We start from the raw sequence: 15,350 nt of genomic DNA on the forward strand, positions 1-15,350 counted from the left end.
CTGTCTGTCTCATCTGTCTGTCTCATCGGCCTTCTCGGCAGGCCGGTAGCACACGGCCAGCAGCGCCGCCGCGCTCGCCGCCCCGAGCCCCGCGGCCACCAACGCGGGCCCTGCGCCCGCCCGCCCGCGACGCAGCAGCCCGTCGACGGAGTACCTTCCGTGGCCGACCGCGGCCAGGGCCACGGCCGCGCCGCCCACCACACCGACGTACTCCCAGCCGCCCTTGAAGACGAAGAAGCCCTTGCCGCGGTGGTCGGTCCGGGCGGCCACCGTCATCAGGCCGACCGCCGCGGCTGCGGGAAGCGGATTCGCCGCGCCGAGCGTGATGGCCGCTCCCGCCGCCATCTCGGTGGCGGCCGCCATCCGGGCGTGCACCTGCGCCGGTCTGAGGCCGAGCGCCTCGAACCAGCCCGTGGTGCCTTCGAGCCCGCCCGGCCCGTTGACCTTGTTCCAGCCGTGCGCGAAGAGCATCGGCCCGATCGTCGCGCGCAGGGCCAGGGCCGCCGCGTCCTGGCCCTTCACCGGCCGACCCCCGTGGCCCGTCCGGCGGGGGCGACACCGTACAACTGCGGTACGGCCTCGATGAGTTCGTCGGGTGTGAGCGCGCCGCCGGACCGGCTGGGGTGGACCCCGGCGATCGTCCAGCCCTCAAGCCGGTTGAGCCGGTTCCCCTCGATGCGCAGCACCTGACCGGTCAGCCAGGAGGCGGCGTCGGAGGCCAGATAGACGACGACACCGGAGGCGTTGGCGGGGTCGCCGGGATCGAAGTCGCCCTCGGCCGCGTCCGACCGGCCCACCGGCAGGCCGGCGGTCATCCGGGTCGTCGCGATGGGGGAGATGGCGTTCGCGGTGACCCCGTACTTGCGCATCTCCAGGGCCGTGATGACGGTCAGGCCCGCGATCCCGGCCTTCGCGGCCCCGTAGTTGGACTGGCCGGAGTTCCCGAACAACCCGGTTCCGGACGTGGTGTTGACGACCCGCCCGGTGACCCGCTCGCCCCGCTTGGACGCCTCGCGCCAGTACGCGCAGGCGTGCCGCGTCAGCGCGAAGGTGCCCTTGAGGTGCACGGCGATCACCGCGTCGAACTCGGCCTCGGTCATCGAGAACAGCATCCGGTCGCGCACGATGCCCGCGTTGTTGACGATGACGTCCAGTCGCCCGAACTCCGCGACCGTGTCCGCCACCATCGCCTCCGTGGCCGCCCAGTCGGTCACCGACGCATGGTTGGCGACCGCCTGCCCGCCCAGTCCGGTGATCTCGGCGACGACCTCGTCGGCTGGGGAGTCGCCGGTCCGTTCGCCGTGGATGCCGGAGCCGAGGTCGTTCACCACCACGGTCGCCCCGGCCGCCGCGAGCGCCAGACAGTGCGCCCGGCCGAGCCCGCGTCCGCCGCCTGTCACGATGGCGACCTTGTCGTCGAGGATGCCCACCCTCTACCTCCCTGTGTGCCGAAGCTCGTCGAGTACTTCGTCGGTGTGCTGGCCCAGCGTCGGCGCGCCGCCGCGCGGTGTGTCGTCGACGCCCCAGAAGCCGACCGGTGTCGCCACCGTGCGCAGCGGCGGCGCGTCGCCCATGCCGGGCTGTTCGACGAACGCCCCGACCGCCTCCGCCTGCGGATCGGCCGACACCTCCGCCAGGGTCTGTACGGGCGCCCACCACACGCCCTCAGCGTCGAACCGCTCCGCCCACTCGTGCAGCGGCCGACGGGCGAACTCCTCGTCGAACGCGGCGATCAGTTCGCCGACGTGTCCGCGCCGGGCCTTGCCGGTGGCGAACCGTTCGTCCGCCGCCAGGTCCTCGCGCCCGAGCGCCTTGACGACGCCGGGCCAGTGGCGGTTGCCCTCCAGGCCGACCAGCCAGAACCAGCGCTCGTCGGCGGCCCGGTAGCAGTTGTAGAGCGGCGACTCGTGCTCGGTGCGCGGGCGGGTCCGGCCCCGCCGGCCGAAGAAGTTCTGCAGGGCGAGGTCGTTGCCGTTCGCGTACGTTCCGGACCTGAGCAGCGACACGTCGACCACGCCGCCCTCGCCGGTGCGCGCCCGGCGCAGCAGCGCGGCCAGGACACCGGCCACGAGGTTGGCGGCGGCGGTGCGGTCGCCGAGGCCCGGGCGGATGCCGGGCGGCGGCTCGCCCGCCGGGTTCAGCATGGCGGCGATGCCGGGGCGGGCCCAGAACGCCGAGACGTCGTACCCGGCACGGTCGCGCTCGGGGCCGGTCCAGCCGTAGCCGGTCAGGGTGCCGACGACGAGACGGGGGTGCCGTGCCCGGATCTCCCGCGGCCCCAGGCCCAGCCGCTCCAGGGCGCCCGGGCGCAGATTGGTGACGAACACGTCGGCGCGCGCCAGGAGTTGCTCCAGCGCGGCCTTGCCGTCCGCCGACCGCAGGTCCAGGACCACACTGCGCTTGCCCCGGTTGTCGGTCTCGAAGGGCGGCGCGCTGTCGATGTCCTGGCCGACGTGCTTGAGCGTGTAGCGGTTGGGGTCGCCGGTCGGCGCCTCCACCTTGATCACGTCCGCGCCCCAGTCGGCCAGCATGGCGGCGGCGGCCGGAGCGGCCACCCACATGCCCAGCTCCACCACGGAAATACCTTCCAGCGGCCGCACGGCCACCTCCCTGACGTCAGACACCGCGGAACTCTCCGGGGCGCCGTTCACGGAACGCCTTCAGCCCTTCGACGCGGTCCTCGGTGCAGAACAGCACCGAGACGGTCTCCCGCTCGTAGGAGACGGCCGCCTCCAGGTCCATGCCGAGCCCGCGGTCGACCAGGCGTTTGCCCGCCGCGAGCGCCAGCGGCGCACCGGCGGCGAGCCGGCCCGCCAGCGCCTCGGCCGTCCGGAGCGCCTCACCGGGCGCGGCGAGCTCGTTGACCAGGCCGATCGCATGGGCGCGTGCGGCGTCGACGGGTTCGCCGGTGAGGATCATCTGCTTGGCGACGGACGGCGGCACCAGCCGCGGCAGCCGCTGGGTGCCGCCCGCGCCGGGCAGGACACCGAGCTTCATCTCCGGCAGTCCGAGCCGGGCGCCGCGCTCGGCCACCCTGAGGTCGCAGGCGAGCGCGAGTTCCAGACCGCCGCCGAAGGCGAACCCGTGGACGGCCGCCACCGACGGCTTCGGGAACTCCTCCAGCACGGCGAACGCCTCGGTGAGCCGTCCGACGAAGTCCCGGAACTGTCCGGGCCTGGTGAACGACTCGATCTCGCCGAGGTCGGCGCCGGCCGAGAACGCCCGCCCCGCCCCGGTCAGCACGAGGGCGCGGACGCGGTCGTCGTCGTGGATCTCGGCCAGGGCCGCCCGCAGCCGGCCGACCGTCCCGGTCCCGATCGCGTTGAGCCGCTCCGGCCGGTCCAGGGTCAACACGGCGATTCTGTCGCGGAGTTCGACGCGCAGCATGTCCCTCACCTCAGACCATCGTGAGGCCGCCGCTGACCGAGAGCGTCTGCCCGGTCACATAGGCGGCGTCGTCGGACGCGAGGAAGGCCACGACGCGGGCGATCTCGTCCGGGCGGGCGACGCGGCGCAGCGGGATCGCGCGCACGGTCGCGTCGTACATCTTCTGGCTGTACTCGGCGACCTGCCCGAGCAGCGCGGTGTCGGTCGGCCCGGGGCAGACGCTGTTCACGGTGATGCCGTGCCGGGCGACCTCGCGGGCGAGGGCCTTGCCGAAGGCGATGACCCCGCCCTTCGTCGCCGAGTAGACGACCTCGCCGGACGAGCCCACCCGGCCGGCGTCCGAGGCGATGTGGACGATCCGGCCGCCGCCGTGCTCGATCATCGAGTCGAGGACGGCCCGGGTCACGGTGATGGTGCCGCGCAGGTTGACGGAGATGATCCGGTCCCAGGTCGCCTCGTCGCTGTCGACGAACCGGCCGATGACGTCGACGGCCGCGTTGTTGACCAGGATGTCGATCGGGCCGAAGGCGGCGGTCGCCCGCTGAACGGCCGAGCGCACGGCCGCGCCGTCCGAGATGTCCGCGCCGACTCCGGCCGCGCGCACCCCGTGCCGCTCGGCGAGCCGGGCCGCGACCTTGCCGGCGGCCTCCGCGTCCACGTCGCACACGGCGACCGAGGCTCCCTGAGCGGCCAGCGCGTCGGCGATCGCCTCTCCGATGCCGCGGCCCGCTCCGGTGACGAGTGCCACCTTGTCCCGTACGCTCACGCGCCCTCCCTGCCCCGAACCCGACCGGAATCCAAAAACAGCGCTATCGTATAACTACTTAAGCTGAATAAGCGAGATGCAGGAGTGGGGAGTCGAGGATGCGCCGAACGATCTTCACCGAGGAGCACGAGCTGTTCCGCGAGACCGCCCGTGCCTACTACCTGCGGGAATGCGTCCCGCACACCGAGCAGTGGGAGGCCGACGGACAGGTCGGCCGGGCCGCCTGGACCGCCGCGGGAAAGGCGGGCCTGATCGGCTGGCAGTTCCCCGAGGAGTACGGCGGGCAGGACGTCCAGGACTTCCGCTACAACGCGGTCATGGCCGAGGAGATGGCCGCCACCGGCGCCGTCGGCATCGGGCTCGGGCTCCAGAACGACGTCATCCCGCCCTATCTCATGGGCCTGACCACCCCCGAACAGCAGGCCCGCTGGCTGCCCGGAGTGATCAGCGGCGAGACGATCTGTGCGCTCGCCCTGTCGGAACCGGCCGCCGGATCCGACCTCAAGGGCATCCGCACCACCGCCCGCCGGGACGGCGACGAGTGGGTGATCGACGGCTCCAAGACCTTCATCACCAACGGCATCCTCGCCGACCTGGTCGTCGTCGCCTGCAGGACCGACCCCGAGGCCGGGCACAAGGGCATCAGTCTCATCGTCGTCGAGCGCGGCGCCGAGGGCTTCGAGCGCGGGCGCAAGCTCGACAAGATCGGCATGAAGGCCCAGGACACCGCCGAACTCTTCTTCCACGAGGTCCGCGTCCCCGCCGAGAACCTCATCGGACAGGAGGGGCGCGGTTTCTACCACATGATGGGCAACCTCCCCACCGAGCGGCTCGCCATCGCCGTCGCCGCCCTCGCCTCCGCCGAGCGCGCCTTCGGGGTCACGCTGGCGTACGCCAAGGACCGCACCGCCTTCGGCCGGCCGATCGGCGAGTTCCAGGCCAACCGGTTCGCCCTCGCCGACATGAAGGCCAGGCTCGCCGCCGCCCGGGGCTACCTCGACGGCTGCATCCTCGCGCTGGTCGGCGGAGAGCTGACCGCCGACGAGGCCGCCGCCGCCAAGTACTGGACCACGGAGACCTGCTGGGAGGTCGTCGACCGCTGTATGCAGCTGCACGGCGGCTACGGCTATGTCAACGAGTACGAGATCGCCCGTATCTGGCGGGACAGCCGGGTGCAGCGGGTGTTCGGCGGCACCTCGGAGATCATGCAGGAGATCGTGGGCCGCTCGCTCGGGCTCTGAGCGCGACGGTCGACCGCATTGACTAGCTTCGATAAATAGGTTAGCTATTTAAGCTCGGCCGGTAGGCGGCTTCGACGCAGCCCGCGGCTGACGAGACCTCACAGGAGCAGCTCACGTGACTTCCGCCCGCCGCCTGACGTTCGGCGACATCATCCGAGAGCACCGACGGTCCTTCCCCGACGGCGTCGCCCTCGTCGACGGCGACGTCCGGCTCACCTGGCCACAGTTGGACGAACGCACCGACCGGCTCGCCGACGCCCTCACGGCTGCCGGAGTCGGTCCCGGCGACCGCATCCTCTGGCTGGGCCAGAACTCCTTCCGCATCTGGGAGCTGCTCGGCGCGGCCGCCAAGACCGGCGCCATGGTCTGCCCCGGCTACTGGCGCTGGGCGGCCCCCGAAATGGCCTTCGCCGTCGAGGACTTCGACCCCAAGGTCGTCGTCTGGCAGGAGGAGGAGATCGGCGCCACGGTCGCCAAGGCGCGCGCCGAACTCGGCGACGACCACCGCGCGCTGTGGCTGCGGCACGACGCCGAGGGCCCGGGCACCTACGAGTCCTTTCTGGCCTCCGGCGCCCCCGAGGACCCGGCCCGACCCGCCCCCGACGTCGACCCCGACTCCGCCCTGCTGGTCATCTACACCGCGGCGATCAGCGGCCGGCAGTCCGGCTCGATGCTCTCGCACCGCAATCTGATCGCCATGGGCGCGAGCGCCGCCTGGATGGGCGACATCGGCGCCGAGACCGCCTTCCTCGGCGCCGGGCCGATGTTCCACATCGGCAACTACCAGTTCTGGGGTGTCCCGGCCTTCGTGCACGGCGGCAAGAACGTCGTGGTGCGCCGAGTGGTCGCCGAGGAACTGCTGCCCCTGCTGTCCGCGGAGCGGTGCACCCACGCCTATCTGATGCCCCCTACCATCGCCCGACTCGTCGCGCTCAACCGGGAGGCCGGCCACGACCTGTCCAGCCTGCGGGCGAGCGTCGCCGCGCCGCTGTGGCAGGGGACCGTGCCCACCGACCCCAGCCGCTTCACCCGCAACGGCGGCGGCGAGGGCCGGGGCTACGGCCAGACCGAGGTGACCGGCTTCGCCGTGACCGGCGCCTACGGCGGCAGCGGCCTCGGCAACGCGGGACGACCCGGCCCCTTCACGGCCGTCCGCGTTCTCGACGAGCAGGGCGCGGAGAGCGAGGTCGGCGAGATCTGCGTGCGCGGCGATCTCGTTCACCTCGGCTACTGGAACCGGCCGGAGATCAACGAGGAGCGGTTCCGGTTCGGCTGGTGGCACACCACCGACCTCGGCCGACGCGAGGCCGACGGCACGATCAGCTTCCTCGGCACCACGACCCGCATGCTCAAGTCGGCGGCCGAGAACATCTTCCCGGCCGAGGTGGAGAACTGCATCGAGGCGCACCCGTCCGTCAAGGAGGCGGCCGTCATCGGCGTCCCCAACGAGCGCTGGGCGCAGGACGTCAAGGCCGTCGTCGTGCTCCGGCCCGGTGCCGCGCCGGTGACCGCCGAGGACGTCATCGAGCACTGCCGGGCGCGGATCGCCTCGTACAAGAAGCCGAAGACGGTGGAGTTCGTGGACGCGCTGCCGCGGACGGCGGACTTCGCCAAGGACTACGACACCCTCGACGAGCGCTTCGGCGGGGGCGGCTATCCGGGCGGCGCCCAGCTGGGCGCGGGACGGTGAGCCCCGTCGACGCCCGGCAGCCCGTCGTCGTCGGGGTGCACGCCACCGAACAGGCGCTGTCCCTCCCGCACCGCGACGCCATGGACCTGGCCCTGGAAGCGGTGACCGGCGCGATCGCGGACGCCGGACTCGCCCCCGCCGACGTCGACGGCGCCCAGGTCGACTGGCCGGGACCGGGCGGCGTGCCCGGCGAGGGCAGTTCCTGGGCGCGGATGCTCGGCCGGGACCTGCGCTGGACCAGCGACTCCATGCTCGACAACGCCGGCTCGCGCGGTCTGCTCAAGGCGGCGGCCGCCGTACGCGCAGGGTTCGCGGACACCGTCGTGGTCGGCGGCTGCAAACTGGTCTCGCGCGGGACCGGGCCCGTCGGCGCCGGGGTGCCGCTGGAGTTCGCCGACGTCTGGGGCAGCTATGTCGTCGCCCAGTTCGCCCTGGTGGCGGCACGGCACATGCACGAGTACGGGACGACCTCCCGCCAGCTCGCGGAGGTCGCCGCCACCCTCCGCAACAACGGCGCCACCAACCCCGAGGCGATGATGTACGGGCGCGGCCCCTACACCGCCGACGACGTCCTCGCGTCCCGCATGGTGGCCACGCCTTTCCATCTGCTGGACTGCTGCATCGTCGGCGAGGGCGGCGCGGCCCTCGTGGTGACGACCGCCGAACGCGCCCGCGACCTGCCGCAGCCGCCCGTCGCCGTGCTCGGCGGCGGCATGGAGTACCACCAGGCCGCCTACGCCAACCCGGCGCTGCACCGGGAGGTCGGACAGCTCGGCCGGGACGCGGCCGGCCGCGCCTACGCCATGGCCGGTGTGAGCCCGCACGACGTGGACGTCTTCTCCCTCTACGACCCCAACTCCTTCGAGATCATCCGGCAGTTGGAGGTTCTCGGACTGTGCGGCGAAGGCGAGGGCGGCCCCCTGGCCGCCAGTGGCGCCATCGCCGTCGGCGGCAGGCATCCGGTCAATCCGGACGGCGGCTGTCTGGCCTACGCGTGGAACGGGACCCAGCAGATGACGCTCAAGGTCGTGGAGGCGGTACGGCAGTTGCGCGGCACCGCCGTCCACCAGGTCGACGGCGCCGAACTCGCCGTCGTCGGCAACGCCGGTTCGGGGGCGCAGCACTACGAGATGAGCGTGCTGGGGAGGACGCGATGAGCAGGCCGGTACCCGTCCCCACCCCGCTGTCCGAGCCGTTCTGGGCGGCGGCCCGCCGCGGTGAACTCGTCGTCCCGCGGTGCGCGGCGTGCGGACTGCGCTTCTTCGTGCCCGAGCCCGCCTGCCCGGGGTGCATGGCGCGCGACTGGGCGTACGCCCCGAGCGCCGGGCGGGGCGCCGTCTACTCGGTGACCGTCGTCCACCGCGCCCCCGGCCCCGGCTTCGACACGCCCTTCGCGCTCGCCGTGATCGACCTGGACGACGGGGGCGTCCTGCTGTCGCACGTGGACGCGGGAGACCCCGATCAGGTCGTCATCGGTCTGCGCGTGCGCGTGGACTTCCGCGCCCTCACCGACGAGATCGCGCTGCCGTACTTCGTGCCCGAGCAGAGTCGATGAAGGCAGGGGTGGACGCCGTGGTGAACACGCCGGTACGGGTGCCCAAGATGGCCGAGCTGGTGGCGGCACGGCTGCGCCGGATGATCGTGCGCGGCGAGCTCACCGAGGGCGAGGCGCTGCCGTCCGAGACCGCGCTCATGGAGGAGTTCGCCGTCTCGCGCCCCACCCTGCGCGAGGCGTTCCGGGTGCTGGAGTCGGAGTCCCTGATCACCGTGCGCAGGGGCGCGCGGGGCGGGGCGCGGGTGCAGATCCCGGAGGGCACGGTGGCCGCGCGCTACGCGGGCGTCGTCCTCGAATACCGGGGCACGACCCTGAAGGACGTCTACGACGCCCGTACGGTGATCGAGGCGCCCTGCGCCGGGCTGCTCGCCGAGCGGCGCACGGACGAGGACCTGGAGCGGCTGCGGGCCGCGGTCGCCGCGGCCGAGCTGCTCATGGACGACCCCTCCGCGTTCATCCGCGCCCACATGGAGTTCCACGCGCTCGTCGTCGAACTCGCCGGCAACCAGACGCTGGGCGTCCTCAACGGCATGGTCCGGCACATCATCGACCAGGCCAACTGGTCCCATGTCGACCTCGACGCCGGCAGCCCCGAGAACGTGCGGGCCAACCGCAGAGGCTTCCGCGCCCATGTCGCGCTCGTCGACCTGGTCGCCGCCCGCCGCACCGAGGCCGCCGAGGAGCTGTGGCGCGTCCACCTCCAGGAGGCCGAGGACTATCTGCTGCAGAGCAGGTCCATGACGACCGTCCTGGACCTGCTCGGCTGACGGTCAGCCCGCTCGAAGCTCCTGGACGATCGGCTCCCACACCTCGGCGTCGATCTCGTACGCCGTGTAGAAGGACACCCGGTCGACCAGCGCCCCGTACCGGCGCCGGATCTCGCCCGCGACCCGCTCCGGCTCCGCCACGACCGCGAAGGTGTTCAGGACCTCGTCGTCGACGAGCCGGGCCATCGCCTCCCACTTGTCCTCGCGCCGGGACGTCGACAACGTGTGCAGCTCGTCGCCGAGTTCGCCCCAGCCGTGCAGCTCCAGCACGCCCCGGTAGGCGGGGGTGCTGCCGTAGAAGGCGATCTGCCCACGGGTGCCGTCGATCGCGCGGGCCATCTCCTCCTCCGTCCGACCGGTCGCGGTCAGCAGCAGATGGGAGACGGAGAAGTCGCCACGGGCCCGGCCCGAGGTCGCCAACCCCGCCTCGACGGTCGGCAGGGTCACCTCCCGCAGATAGCGCTCGGTGGTGAAGCCGTGCGCCAGCAGACCGTCCGCCACCTCGCCCGCCACCCGCGTCATCGCCTGCCCGACGGCGGCCACGAAGACCTTCGGCGGCCCGCCGACGGCGGGCGGCGGGGAGAAGAACGGGGACATCAGGGTGTGCGAGTAGAAGTCGCCCCGGAAGTTCAGCCGTTCGCCCTGGTTCCAGGCGGCCCAGATCGCGTGCAGCGCGCTCACGTACTCCCGCATCCGCGCGGCCGGCCGGCTCCACGGCATCGAGAAGCGCCGCTCGATGTGCGGCTTGATCTGGCTGCCGAGGCCCAGCGAGAAGCGTCCGCCGGAGTAGGTCTGCAAGTCATGGGCCGTGTGGGCGAGTTGCATGGGGGAGCGGGCGAAGGCCACCGCGATGGCGGTACCGACCTCCAGCCGGTCGGTGTGCTCGGCCGCCAGCAGCAGCGGCAGGAACGGATCGTGCTTGGACTCCGACGCCCACAGCCCGTCGTAGCCCGCCTTCTCGTGGCGCCGGGCCTCCTCGACCACTTCGGCCGTGCTCCACACACTGAGTTTTCCGTCGACCTTCATGCCGCTCCTTCGCCTGCTTCCATGCCGATTCTCCGTGCGAGCAGCTCCCGGTGGTACGCGGGATCGCCGAACAGCAGCTGCGATGTCTTGGCCCGCTTCAGATACAGCTGGGCCGGGTGCTCCCAGGTGAAGCCGATCCCGCCGAGGACCTGGATGTTCTCCCTGGTCGCCGTCAGACACGCGTCGGAGCAGAACGCCTTGGCGAGGCTGGCCACGGCAGGCAGTTCCGGGCTCTCGCCCTCGGCGGCGAGCAGCGCGTAGTGCGCGGCCGCGCGCGCCGACTCCACCTCCAGCAGGACGTCGGCGAGCAGATGCTTCACGGCCTGGAACGAGCCGATGGGCCGCCCGAACTGATGCCGCACCTTGGCGTACTCCACGGCCATGTCGAGCGCGCGCGAGGCCACCCCGACCTGCTCGGCGGCCAGCGCCACCGCCGCCCGGTCGAGCACCTGGGACACCAGGTCCCAGCCGTCGCCGTGCGTCCGCAGCCGGGTCGCCCGTACGCCGTCGTAGTCGAGGCGCGCCTGCCGACGGGTCGGGTCCAGGGTGGGCAGCGGCGCACGCTTCAGCCCGGCCGCGTCGCCCTCGACCAGGAACACCCCGATGCCGTCCTCGGTCCGAGCCACGGTGAGGACGACATCGGCGCAGGCACCGTCGAGGACGAACGTCTTGTGCCCGGTGAGCAGCCAACTCCCGCCGGTCGCACGGGCGGTGAGCCCGATCCCCGCCGCGTCCCAGCGGGCGGAGTCCTCGGTCAGGGCCAGCGTCGCCACCGACTCGCCGGCGACCAGCCCGGGGAGCAGTCGTTTCCGGGCCTCCTCGTCGTCGCTGCCCAGCAGCGCGGTCGTGGCCAGCACCGCCGAGGACAGGAACGGCGCGCACAGCAGCGCGCGGCCCGTCTCCTCCAGGACGACGCCCACCTCGACCGGCCCGCACCCGGCGCCGCCGTACTCCTCGGGCACGGCCAGCCCCAGCACACCGAGCTCCGAACCGAGCCTGCGCCACAGCGCCCGGTCGAAGCCCTCCGGGGTCTCCATCAGCCGCCGCACCTCGGTCTCGGGCGAGGTGTCCGCCAGGAACGCCCGTACCGTGCGCCGCAGTTCCTCCTGCTCGTCGCTGAACGCGAAGTCCATGCCTCAGCCCTTCTCGTCGGCTCGGCGACGGGCGCGCGAGGCGATGATCTCCTCGACGACGGCGATGTGGTCCGGCGCGTGCATGGTGTCCCGCTCGGCCAGCAGGGCCGGTTCCATCACCGTGCCGAGGGCCTGCTCCAGGTGCCGGTTGACCGCCAGCTTGGTCTGGCGCAGCGCCTGCGCGGGCTGGGCGGCCAGCCGCCGGGCCAGCTCCATGGCCTCGTCCAGCAGCTTGTCCCTGGGCACGGCGCGGTTGGCGAGCCCCAGCCGTACCGCGTCCTCGGCGCTCACCTTCTCGCCGAGGAACAGCAGCTCCTTCGCCCGGGTCGCGCCGACGAGCAGCGGCAGCAGATAGGCGCCGCCGTCGCCCGCGACCAGCCCGACCTGGACGTGCGGGTCGGCCACATAGGCGTCGTCGGCGATCAGCACCAGATCGCTGAGCAGGGCCAGACTGCTGCCGAGGCCCACGGCCGGGCCGTTGACCGCCGCGATCACGGGCAGCGGACAGCGGAGCATGCCGGTGACGATCCGACGGGCCTCGTCGACCTGTCGCTCCCGGAAGGCCTCGTCGCGCTGGACCCGGGTCATGATGTCGAGGTTGCCGCCGGCGCTGAACGCCCGACCGCGCCCCGTCAGCACGATCGCCCCCGCCTGCGGGTCGGCCGCCAGCTCCTCCCACACCGAGGCGAGCCGGGTGTGCAGTTCCTCGCTCATCGCGTTCCGCTGCTCGGGCCGGTTCAGCTCCACCAGCCTGACCGGCCCGACGGCCGTCACCACCAGATCCGTCATCGCCACTCCGTCGCGCACCTGTAATGAGTAAGTAGAGTTGAATGGTATAACTAATTCAGCTCAACTGGAAACAGGGCAGTGGAGGGTGTGCATGCAGTACGAGACCGTGCGGGCCGAGACGGCGGACCGGATCCTCACCGTCACCCTGAACAGGCCGGACAAGCTCAACGCCTTCGGACCGCAGATGATGCAGGACCTGCTCGACGTCCTGGACGCGGCCGACGCCGACGACGAGGTGCGGGTGATCGTGGTGACCGGTGCCGGGCGCGGCTTCTGCGCGGGCGCCGACGTCAGCTCCGGCCGCTCGACCTTCGACCACCGTACGGCGGGCGCCCGGCACCGCGACACCGGCGGCCGGGTCGCCCTGCGGATCTTCTCCTGCACCAAGCCGGTGATCGCGGCGATCAACGGCCCGGCGGCGGGCGTGGGCGCCAGCATGACCCTGCCCATGGACATCCGGCTGGCGTCGACGTCGGCGAAGTTCGGTTTCGTCTTCGCCCGCCGCGGCATCGTGCCGGAGTCGGCCGCGAGCTGGTTCCTGCCCCGGGCCGTGGGCATGCAGCAGGCCATGGAGTGGGTGGCGACGGGCCGCGTCTTCGGACCCGACGAGGCGCTCTCCGCCGGGCTCGTCCGCTCCGTCCACCCGCCCGAGGAACTGCTGCCGGCGGCGTACGCCCTCGCCCGCGAGATCGCCGAGAACACCTCCGCGGTCTCGGTCGCCCTGGCCCGGCAGATGATGTGGCGGATGCTCGGCGAGCCCCATCCCCTGACCGCCCACCGCCTCGACTCGCGGATCATGAGCCAGATCGGCGGCGGCCCCGACCCCACCGAGGGCATCGAGTCGTTCCTCGCCAAGCGCCCCCCGAAATTCCCGGGCCGGGTCAGTGCCGACATGCCCGCGATCTACCCCTGGTGGCAGGACGAGGACTTCCGCCCCTTCGACGAGCCTTTCGGCGGCTGAGGCGGAGATCTGGCCGAAACGTTGTCGTAGTGTGCGTGAAGTGTTAGCGTCCCGACGGCGGGCATTCAGTTGAATGCGCTAAACCATTCACCGCCTGGACGGTAACCATGAGCGATGGTTTCCTGCATGAATCGCTGCGCGGTGTCGACTGGGGAGTCGCCACCGCCGACACCATCGCGGCCCCGCTGCCGCCCCCGCCCGAACGGGCCGGACACTTCGGCCGGTGGACCGAGGACATCCGGCAGCTCATAGGCGCCGACGTCGACGCACGCCGGATGGTCGCCGGATGGCCGCGACTCCAGCCCGACGGCCCGGGCAGCTGGGACCGGGACGCCCTGGACCGCTGCGACCGCGCACTCGACGCCCTGCTCGCCCAAGGAGTACGGCCCGGCCTCACCCTGTTCGACCGGACCCTGCCGCCCTGGCTGGACGCCGCCGGCGGCTGGCTCGAACGGGACACCGCCGAGCACTTCGCCGCGTACGCCGCCGAACTCGGCCGCCGCTTCGGCGACCGGGTGGAGCGCTGGATCACCTCCACCGACCTGGCCGGGCCCACCCTCGCGGACCATGTGGCCGGAATGTATCCACCGGCCCGGGGGATCGGCCGGGCCGGTCTGCCCACCGTCCACCACATCCTGCTCGCCTGCGGACTCGCCACCCAGGCCCTTCGGGCCGCCGGAGCACGGGGTCGGATCGGGACCACGGTCACCCTGGTCGGCGCCTACCCGGCCACCGACGACCCCTTCGACCGGCTCGCCGTCGAGCGCCTGGAGAGCTGGACCAACCGGCTCTTCCTCGACCCCCTGCTGCTCGGCGAGCACATGGTGACCGAGGAGGACGTCTCCCCCGTCGAGGCCGGCGGCTGTGTGCGCCCGGGCGACCTGGAGATCATCGCCGCCGAACAGGACCTCCTCGGCCTGTCCTGGCACACGCCGTTCCGGGTCACCGCCCCCGAGAACCTGCCGCGCGTCCTGCCCACCGCCAAGTGCCTGAGCGCCCTCAACGAGGTGAACCGCCTGCTCGTGGGCCTCGGCTTCGCGATCGTCCCCTTCGACGAGGTGGAGACGACCGCCTACGGCTGGCCCATCCTGCCCGAGGGACTCGCCGACGCCGTCGCCGGCCTCCACGACCTCTACGGCGAGCTGCTGCCGCCGCTCTCGATCGTCGACAACGGCATGGGCGATCTGGATCTCGTCGACGCGTCAGGACACAGCGACGACGCCCGGCGCCGGAACCTGCTGCGCGCCCGACTCTCCTGGCTGGCCCGACTCGTCGCGGCCGGGGTGGACGTGTGCGGCTACGAGTACTGGTCCGTGCTGGACAACCTGGAGGCGAAGTTCCGCTACACCCGCCTCTACGCGATGGCGGTCCCGGACCACGAGCTCCCGTCCCGCCCGCCGATCCCCTCGGACTGGGTGCACGGCGAGGCCTTCGACCCCGGCGGGGAACCCGGACCGGGTCATCCCCTGTCCGTGCTGACGCTGGTACCGGCCCCCGGCCGGCCTCAGGGCGTCCCGGCCTCGTAGTCCCGGCCCCGGATCAACCGCACCGGCGTGTAGACGAGCACGTCCTCGTCACGCTGGTTGCGTACCGTGATCCGGCTGGTCACCACGCCCCGGCCGGGCTTGCCGGACGGGCGCGACTTCGTGGTCTCGACGACGGCGTACAGCGTGTCGCCGACGTAGACCGGCCCGTGCACGGTCAACTCCATGTGCAGGAAGGCGAGCCCGGTGCCGTGCAGCACGTTCGTCTGGAGCACGAGCCCTTCGGCGATGCAGTACGTCAGCGCCCCGGGGACCAGCCGACCGGTGTAGCCGCCGTCCGCGGCGTGCGAGGCGTCCCAGAACAGGGGCTCGTTGAAGCCGCCCCAGGTGATGAAGTTGACCAGGTCGGTCTCGGTGATCGTGCGCCGGGCGGTGCGGAAGACCTGCCCGGCGGGCATGTCCTCGTAGGTCAGTCCCCGCACCAGCGGGGGGATGTCACGGGCGGTGGCGGTGGTGGGTTCGGATGTCATCGGTGGCTCCTCGTGAGTAGC

16 protein-coding genes are annotated in these 15,350 nt (G+C 72.3%); 7 read left to right on the forward strand and 9 right to left on the reverse strand.

Features of this window, described 5'->3' with window-relative positions:
• Positions 1-9: 9 nt before the first annotated feature.
• The 5 genes from ABZ725_RS13375 to ABZ725_RS13395 are packed head-to-tail and all read right to left on the reverse strand — an operon-like array spanning position 10 to position 4,153.
• Positions 10-522 (reverse strand): DoxX family protein, encoded by a 513-nt coding sequence (locus ABZ725_RS13375; RefSeq protein WP_358802809.1) that lies wholly within the window; start codon positions 520-522, stop codon positions 10-12.
• Positions 519-1,430: an SDR family NAD(P)-dependent oxidoreductase gene (locus ABZ725_RS13380; RefSeq protein ID WP_358802810.1), complete on the reverse strand. Its 912-nt coding sequence runs from the start codon at positions 1,428-1,430 to the stop codon at positions 519-521. Before ABZ725_RS13380 ends, ABZ725_RS13375 begins: the two co-directional genes overlap by 4 nt.
• 3 nt (positions 1,431-1,433) lie before the next feature.
• Entirely contained in the window at positions 1,434-2,624 is a 1,191-nt protein-coding gene (locus ABZ725_RS13385) for a CoA transferase (protein ID WP_358802811.1), read from the reverse strand.
• A complete protein-coding gene (locus tag ABZ725_RS13390; protein ID WP_358802812.1) occupies positions 2,617-3,387 on the reverse strand; it encodes an enoyl-CoA hydratase/isomerase family protein in 771 nt (256 codons plus the stop codon). The genes ABZ725_RS13385 and ABZ725_RS13390 overlap by 8 nt, the downstream gene beginning before the upstream one ends.
• Positions 3,388-3,397: 10 nt before the next feature.
• Entirely contained in the window at positions 3,398-4,153 is a 756-nt protein-coding gene (locus ABZ725_RS13395) for a 3-oxoacyl-ACP reductase family protein (protein WP_358802813.1), read from the reverse strand.
• Positions 4,154-4,251: 98 nt separating this feature from the next.
• Between ABZ725_RS13395 and ABZ725_RS13400 the strand changes: the two genes are divergently transcribed.
• The 5 genes from ABZ725_RS13400 to ABZ725_RS13420 all read left to right on the forward strand — a co-directional run bounded on the left by ABZ725_RS13400 (position 4,252) and on the right by ABZ725_RS13420 (position 9,406).
• The gene (locus tag ABZ725_RS13400; RefSeq protein ID WP_358802814.1) at positions 4,252-5,394 is read left to right on the forward strand and encodes an acyl-CoA dehydrogenase family protein; all 1,143 of its coding nucleotides are present in this window, start codon (positions 4,252-4,254) and stop codon (positions 5,392-5,394) included.
• Positions 5,395-5,509: 115 nt separating this feature from the next.
• A complete protein-coding gene (locus tag ABZ725_RS13405; protein ID WP_358802815.1) occupies positions 5,510-7,084 on the forward strand; it encodes an AMP-binding protein in 1,575 nt (524 codons plus the stop codon).
• Positions 7,081-8,241, forward strand: coding sequence for a thiolase family protein (locus ABZ725_RS13410; protein WP_358802816.1), 1,161 nt, complete (start codon positions 7,081-7,083; stop codon positions 8,239-8,241). The genes ABZ725_RS13405 and ABZ725_RS13410 overlap by 4 nt, the downstream gene beginning before the upstream one ends.
• Positions 8,238-8,639 (forward strand): OB-fold domain-containing protein, encoded by a 402-nt coding sequence (locus tag ABZ725_RS13415; protein WP_358802817.1) that lies wholly within the window; start codon positions 8,238-8,240, stop codon positions 8,637-8,639. Before ABZ725_RS13410 ends, ABZ725_RS13415 begins: the two co-directional genes overlap by 4 nt.
• Positions 8,636-9,406: a FadR/GntR family transcriptional regulator gene (locus ABZ725_RS13420; protein WP_358802818.1), complete on the forward strand. Its 771-nt coding sequence runs from the start codon at positions 8,636-8,638 to the stop codon at positions 9,404-9,406. The genes ABZ725_RS13415 and ABZ725_RS13420 overlap by 4 nt, the downstream gene beginning before the upstream one ends.
• 3 nt (positions 9,407-9,409) lie before the next feature.
• Here the strand turns inward: ABZ725_RS13420 and ABZ725_RS13425 are convergent, their stop codons facing one another.
• The 3 genes from ABZ725_RS13425 to ABZ725_RS13435 are packed head-to-tail and all read right to left on the reverse strand — an operon-like array spanning position 9,410 to position 12,354.
• Positions 9,410-10,432 (reverse strand): LLM class F420-dependent oxidoreductase, encoded by a 1,023-nt coding sequence (locus ABZ725_RS13425; RefSeq protein WP_358802819.1) that lies wholly within the window; start codon positions 10,430-10,432, stop codon positions 9,410-9,412.
• Entirely contained in the window at positions 10,429-11,565 is a 1,137-nt protein-coding gene (locus tag ABZ725_RS13430) for an acyl-CoA dehydrogenase family protein (protein WP_358802820.1), read from the reverse strand. Before ABZ725_RS13430 ends, ABZ725_RS13425 begins: the two co-directional genes overlap by 4 nt.
• Positions 11,566-11,568: 3 nt before the next feature.
• Complete coding sequence (locus ABZ725_RS13435) at positions 11,569-12,354, reverse strand: enoyl-CoA hydratase/isomerase family protein (protein WP_351912238.1); 786 nt, start codon at positions 12,352-12,354, stop codon at positions 11,569-11,571.
• Between the two features lie 91 nt (positions 12,355-12,445).
• Here ABZ725_RS13435 and ABZ725_RS13440 point away from each other — a divergent pair, with 91 nt between their 5' ends.
• Both ABZ725_RS13440 and ABZ725_RS13445 read left to right on the forward strand, forming a co-directional pair.
• Positions 12,446-13,315, forward strand: coding sequence for a crotonase/enoyl-CoA hydratase family protein (locus ABZ725_RS13440; RefSeq protein WP_358802821.1), 870 nt, complete (start codon positions 12,446-12,448; stop codon positions 13,313-13,315).
• A 107-nt stretch (positions 13,316-13,422) separates the two neighbouring features.
• Positions 13,423-14,841, forward strand: coding sequence for a family 1 glycosylhydrolase (locus tag ABZ725_RS13445; protein ID WP_358802822.1), 1,419 nt, complete (start codon positions 13,423-13,425; stop codon positions 14,839-14,841).
• On the opposite strand, the gene ABZ725_RS13450 is transcribed toward ABZ725_RS13445, so the two are convergent.
• Positions 14,820-15,329, reverse strand: a complete 510-nt coding sequence (locus ABZ725_RS13450) for a MaoC family dehydratase N-terminal domain-containing protein (protein WP_358802823.1) — start codon at positions 15,327-15,329, stop codon at positions 14,820-14,822. The genes ABZ725_RS13445 and ABZ725_RS13450 overlap by 22 nt on opposite strands.
• Between the last annotated feature and the right edge of the window lie 21 nt (positions 15,330-15,350).

The sequence above is a fragment of the Streptomyces sp. NPDC006872 genome (genome assembly GCF_040635845.1).
Lineage (GTDB): Bacteria > Actinomycetota > Actinomycetes > Streptomycetales > Streptomycetaceae > Streptomyces.

Coding starts and splice junctions, on each gene's coding strand:
- ABZ725_RS13445 (WP_358802822.1), top strand. CDS start 13,423: ATGAGCGATGGTTTCCTGCATGAATCGCTGCGCGGTGTCGACTGGGGA.
- ABZ725_RS13435 (WP_351912238.1), bottom strand. CDS start 12,354: ATGACGGATCTGGTGGTGACGGCCGTCGGGCCGGTCAGGCTGGTGGAG.
- ABZ725_RS13390 (WP_358802812.1), bottom strand. CDS start 3,387: ATGCTGCGCGTCGAACTCCGCGACAGAATCGCCGTGTTGACCCTGGAC.
- ABZ725_RS13430 (WP_358802820.1), bottom strand. CDS start 11,565: ATGGACTTCGCGTTCAGCGACGAGCAGGAGGAACTGCGGCGCACGGTA.
- ABZ725_RS13450 (WP_358802823.1), bottom strand. CDS start 15,329: ATGACATCCGAACCCACCACCGCCACCGCCCGTGACATCCCCCCGCTG.
- ABZ725_RS13425 (WP_358802819.1), bottom strand. CDS start 10,432: ATGAAGGTCGACGGAAAACTCAGTGTGTGGAGCACGGCCGAAGTGGTC.
- ABZ725_RS13440 (WP_358802821.1), top strand. CDS start 12,446: ATGCAGTACGAGACCGTGCGGGCCGAGACGGCGGACCGGATCCTCACC.
- ABZ725_RS13420 (WP_358802818.1), top strand. CDS start 8,636: ATGAAGGCAGGGGTGGACGCCGTGGTGAACACGCCGGTACGGGTGCCC.
- ABZ725_RS13400 (WP_358802814.1), top strand. CDS start 4,252: ATGCGCCGAACGATCTTCACCGAGGAGCACGAGCTGTTCCGCGAGACC.
- ABZ725_RS13415 (WP_358802817.1), top strand. CDS start 8,238: ATGAGCAGGCCGGTACCCGTCCCCACCCCGCTGTCCGAGCCGTTCTGG.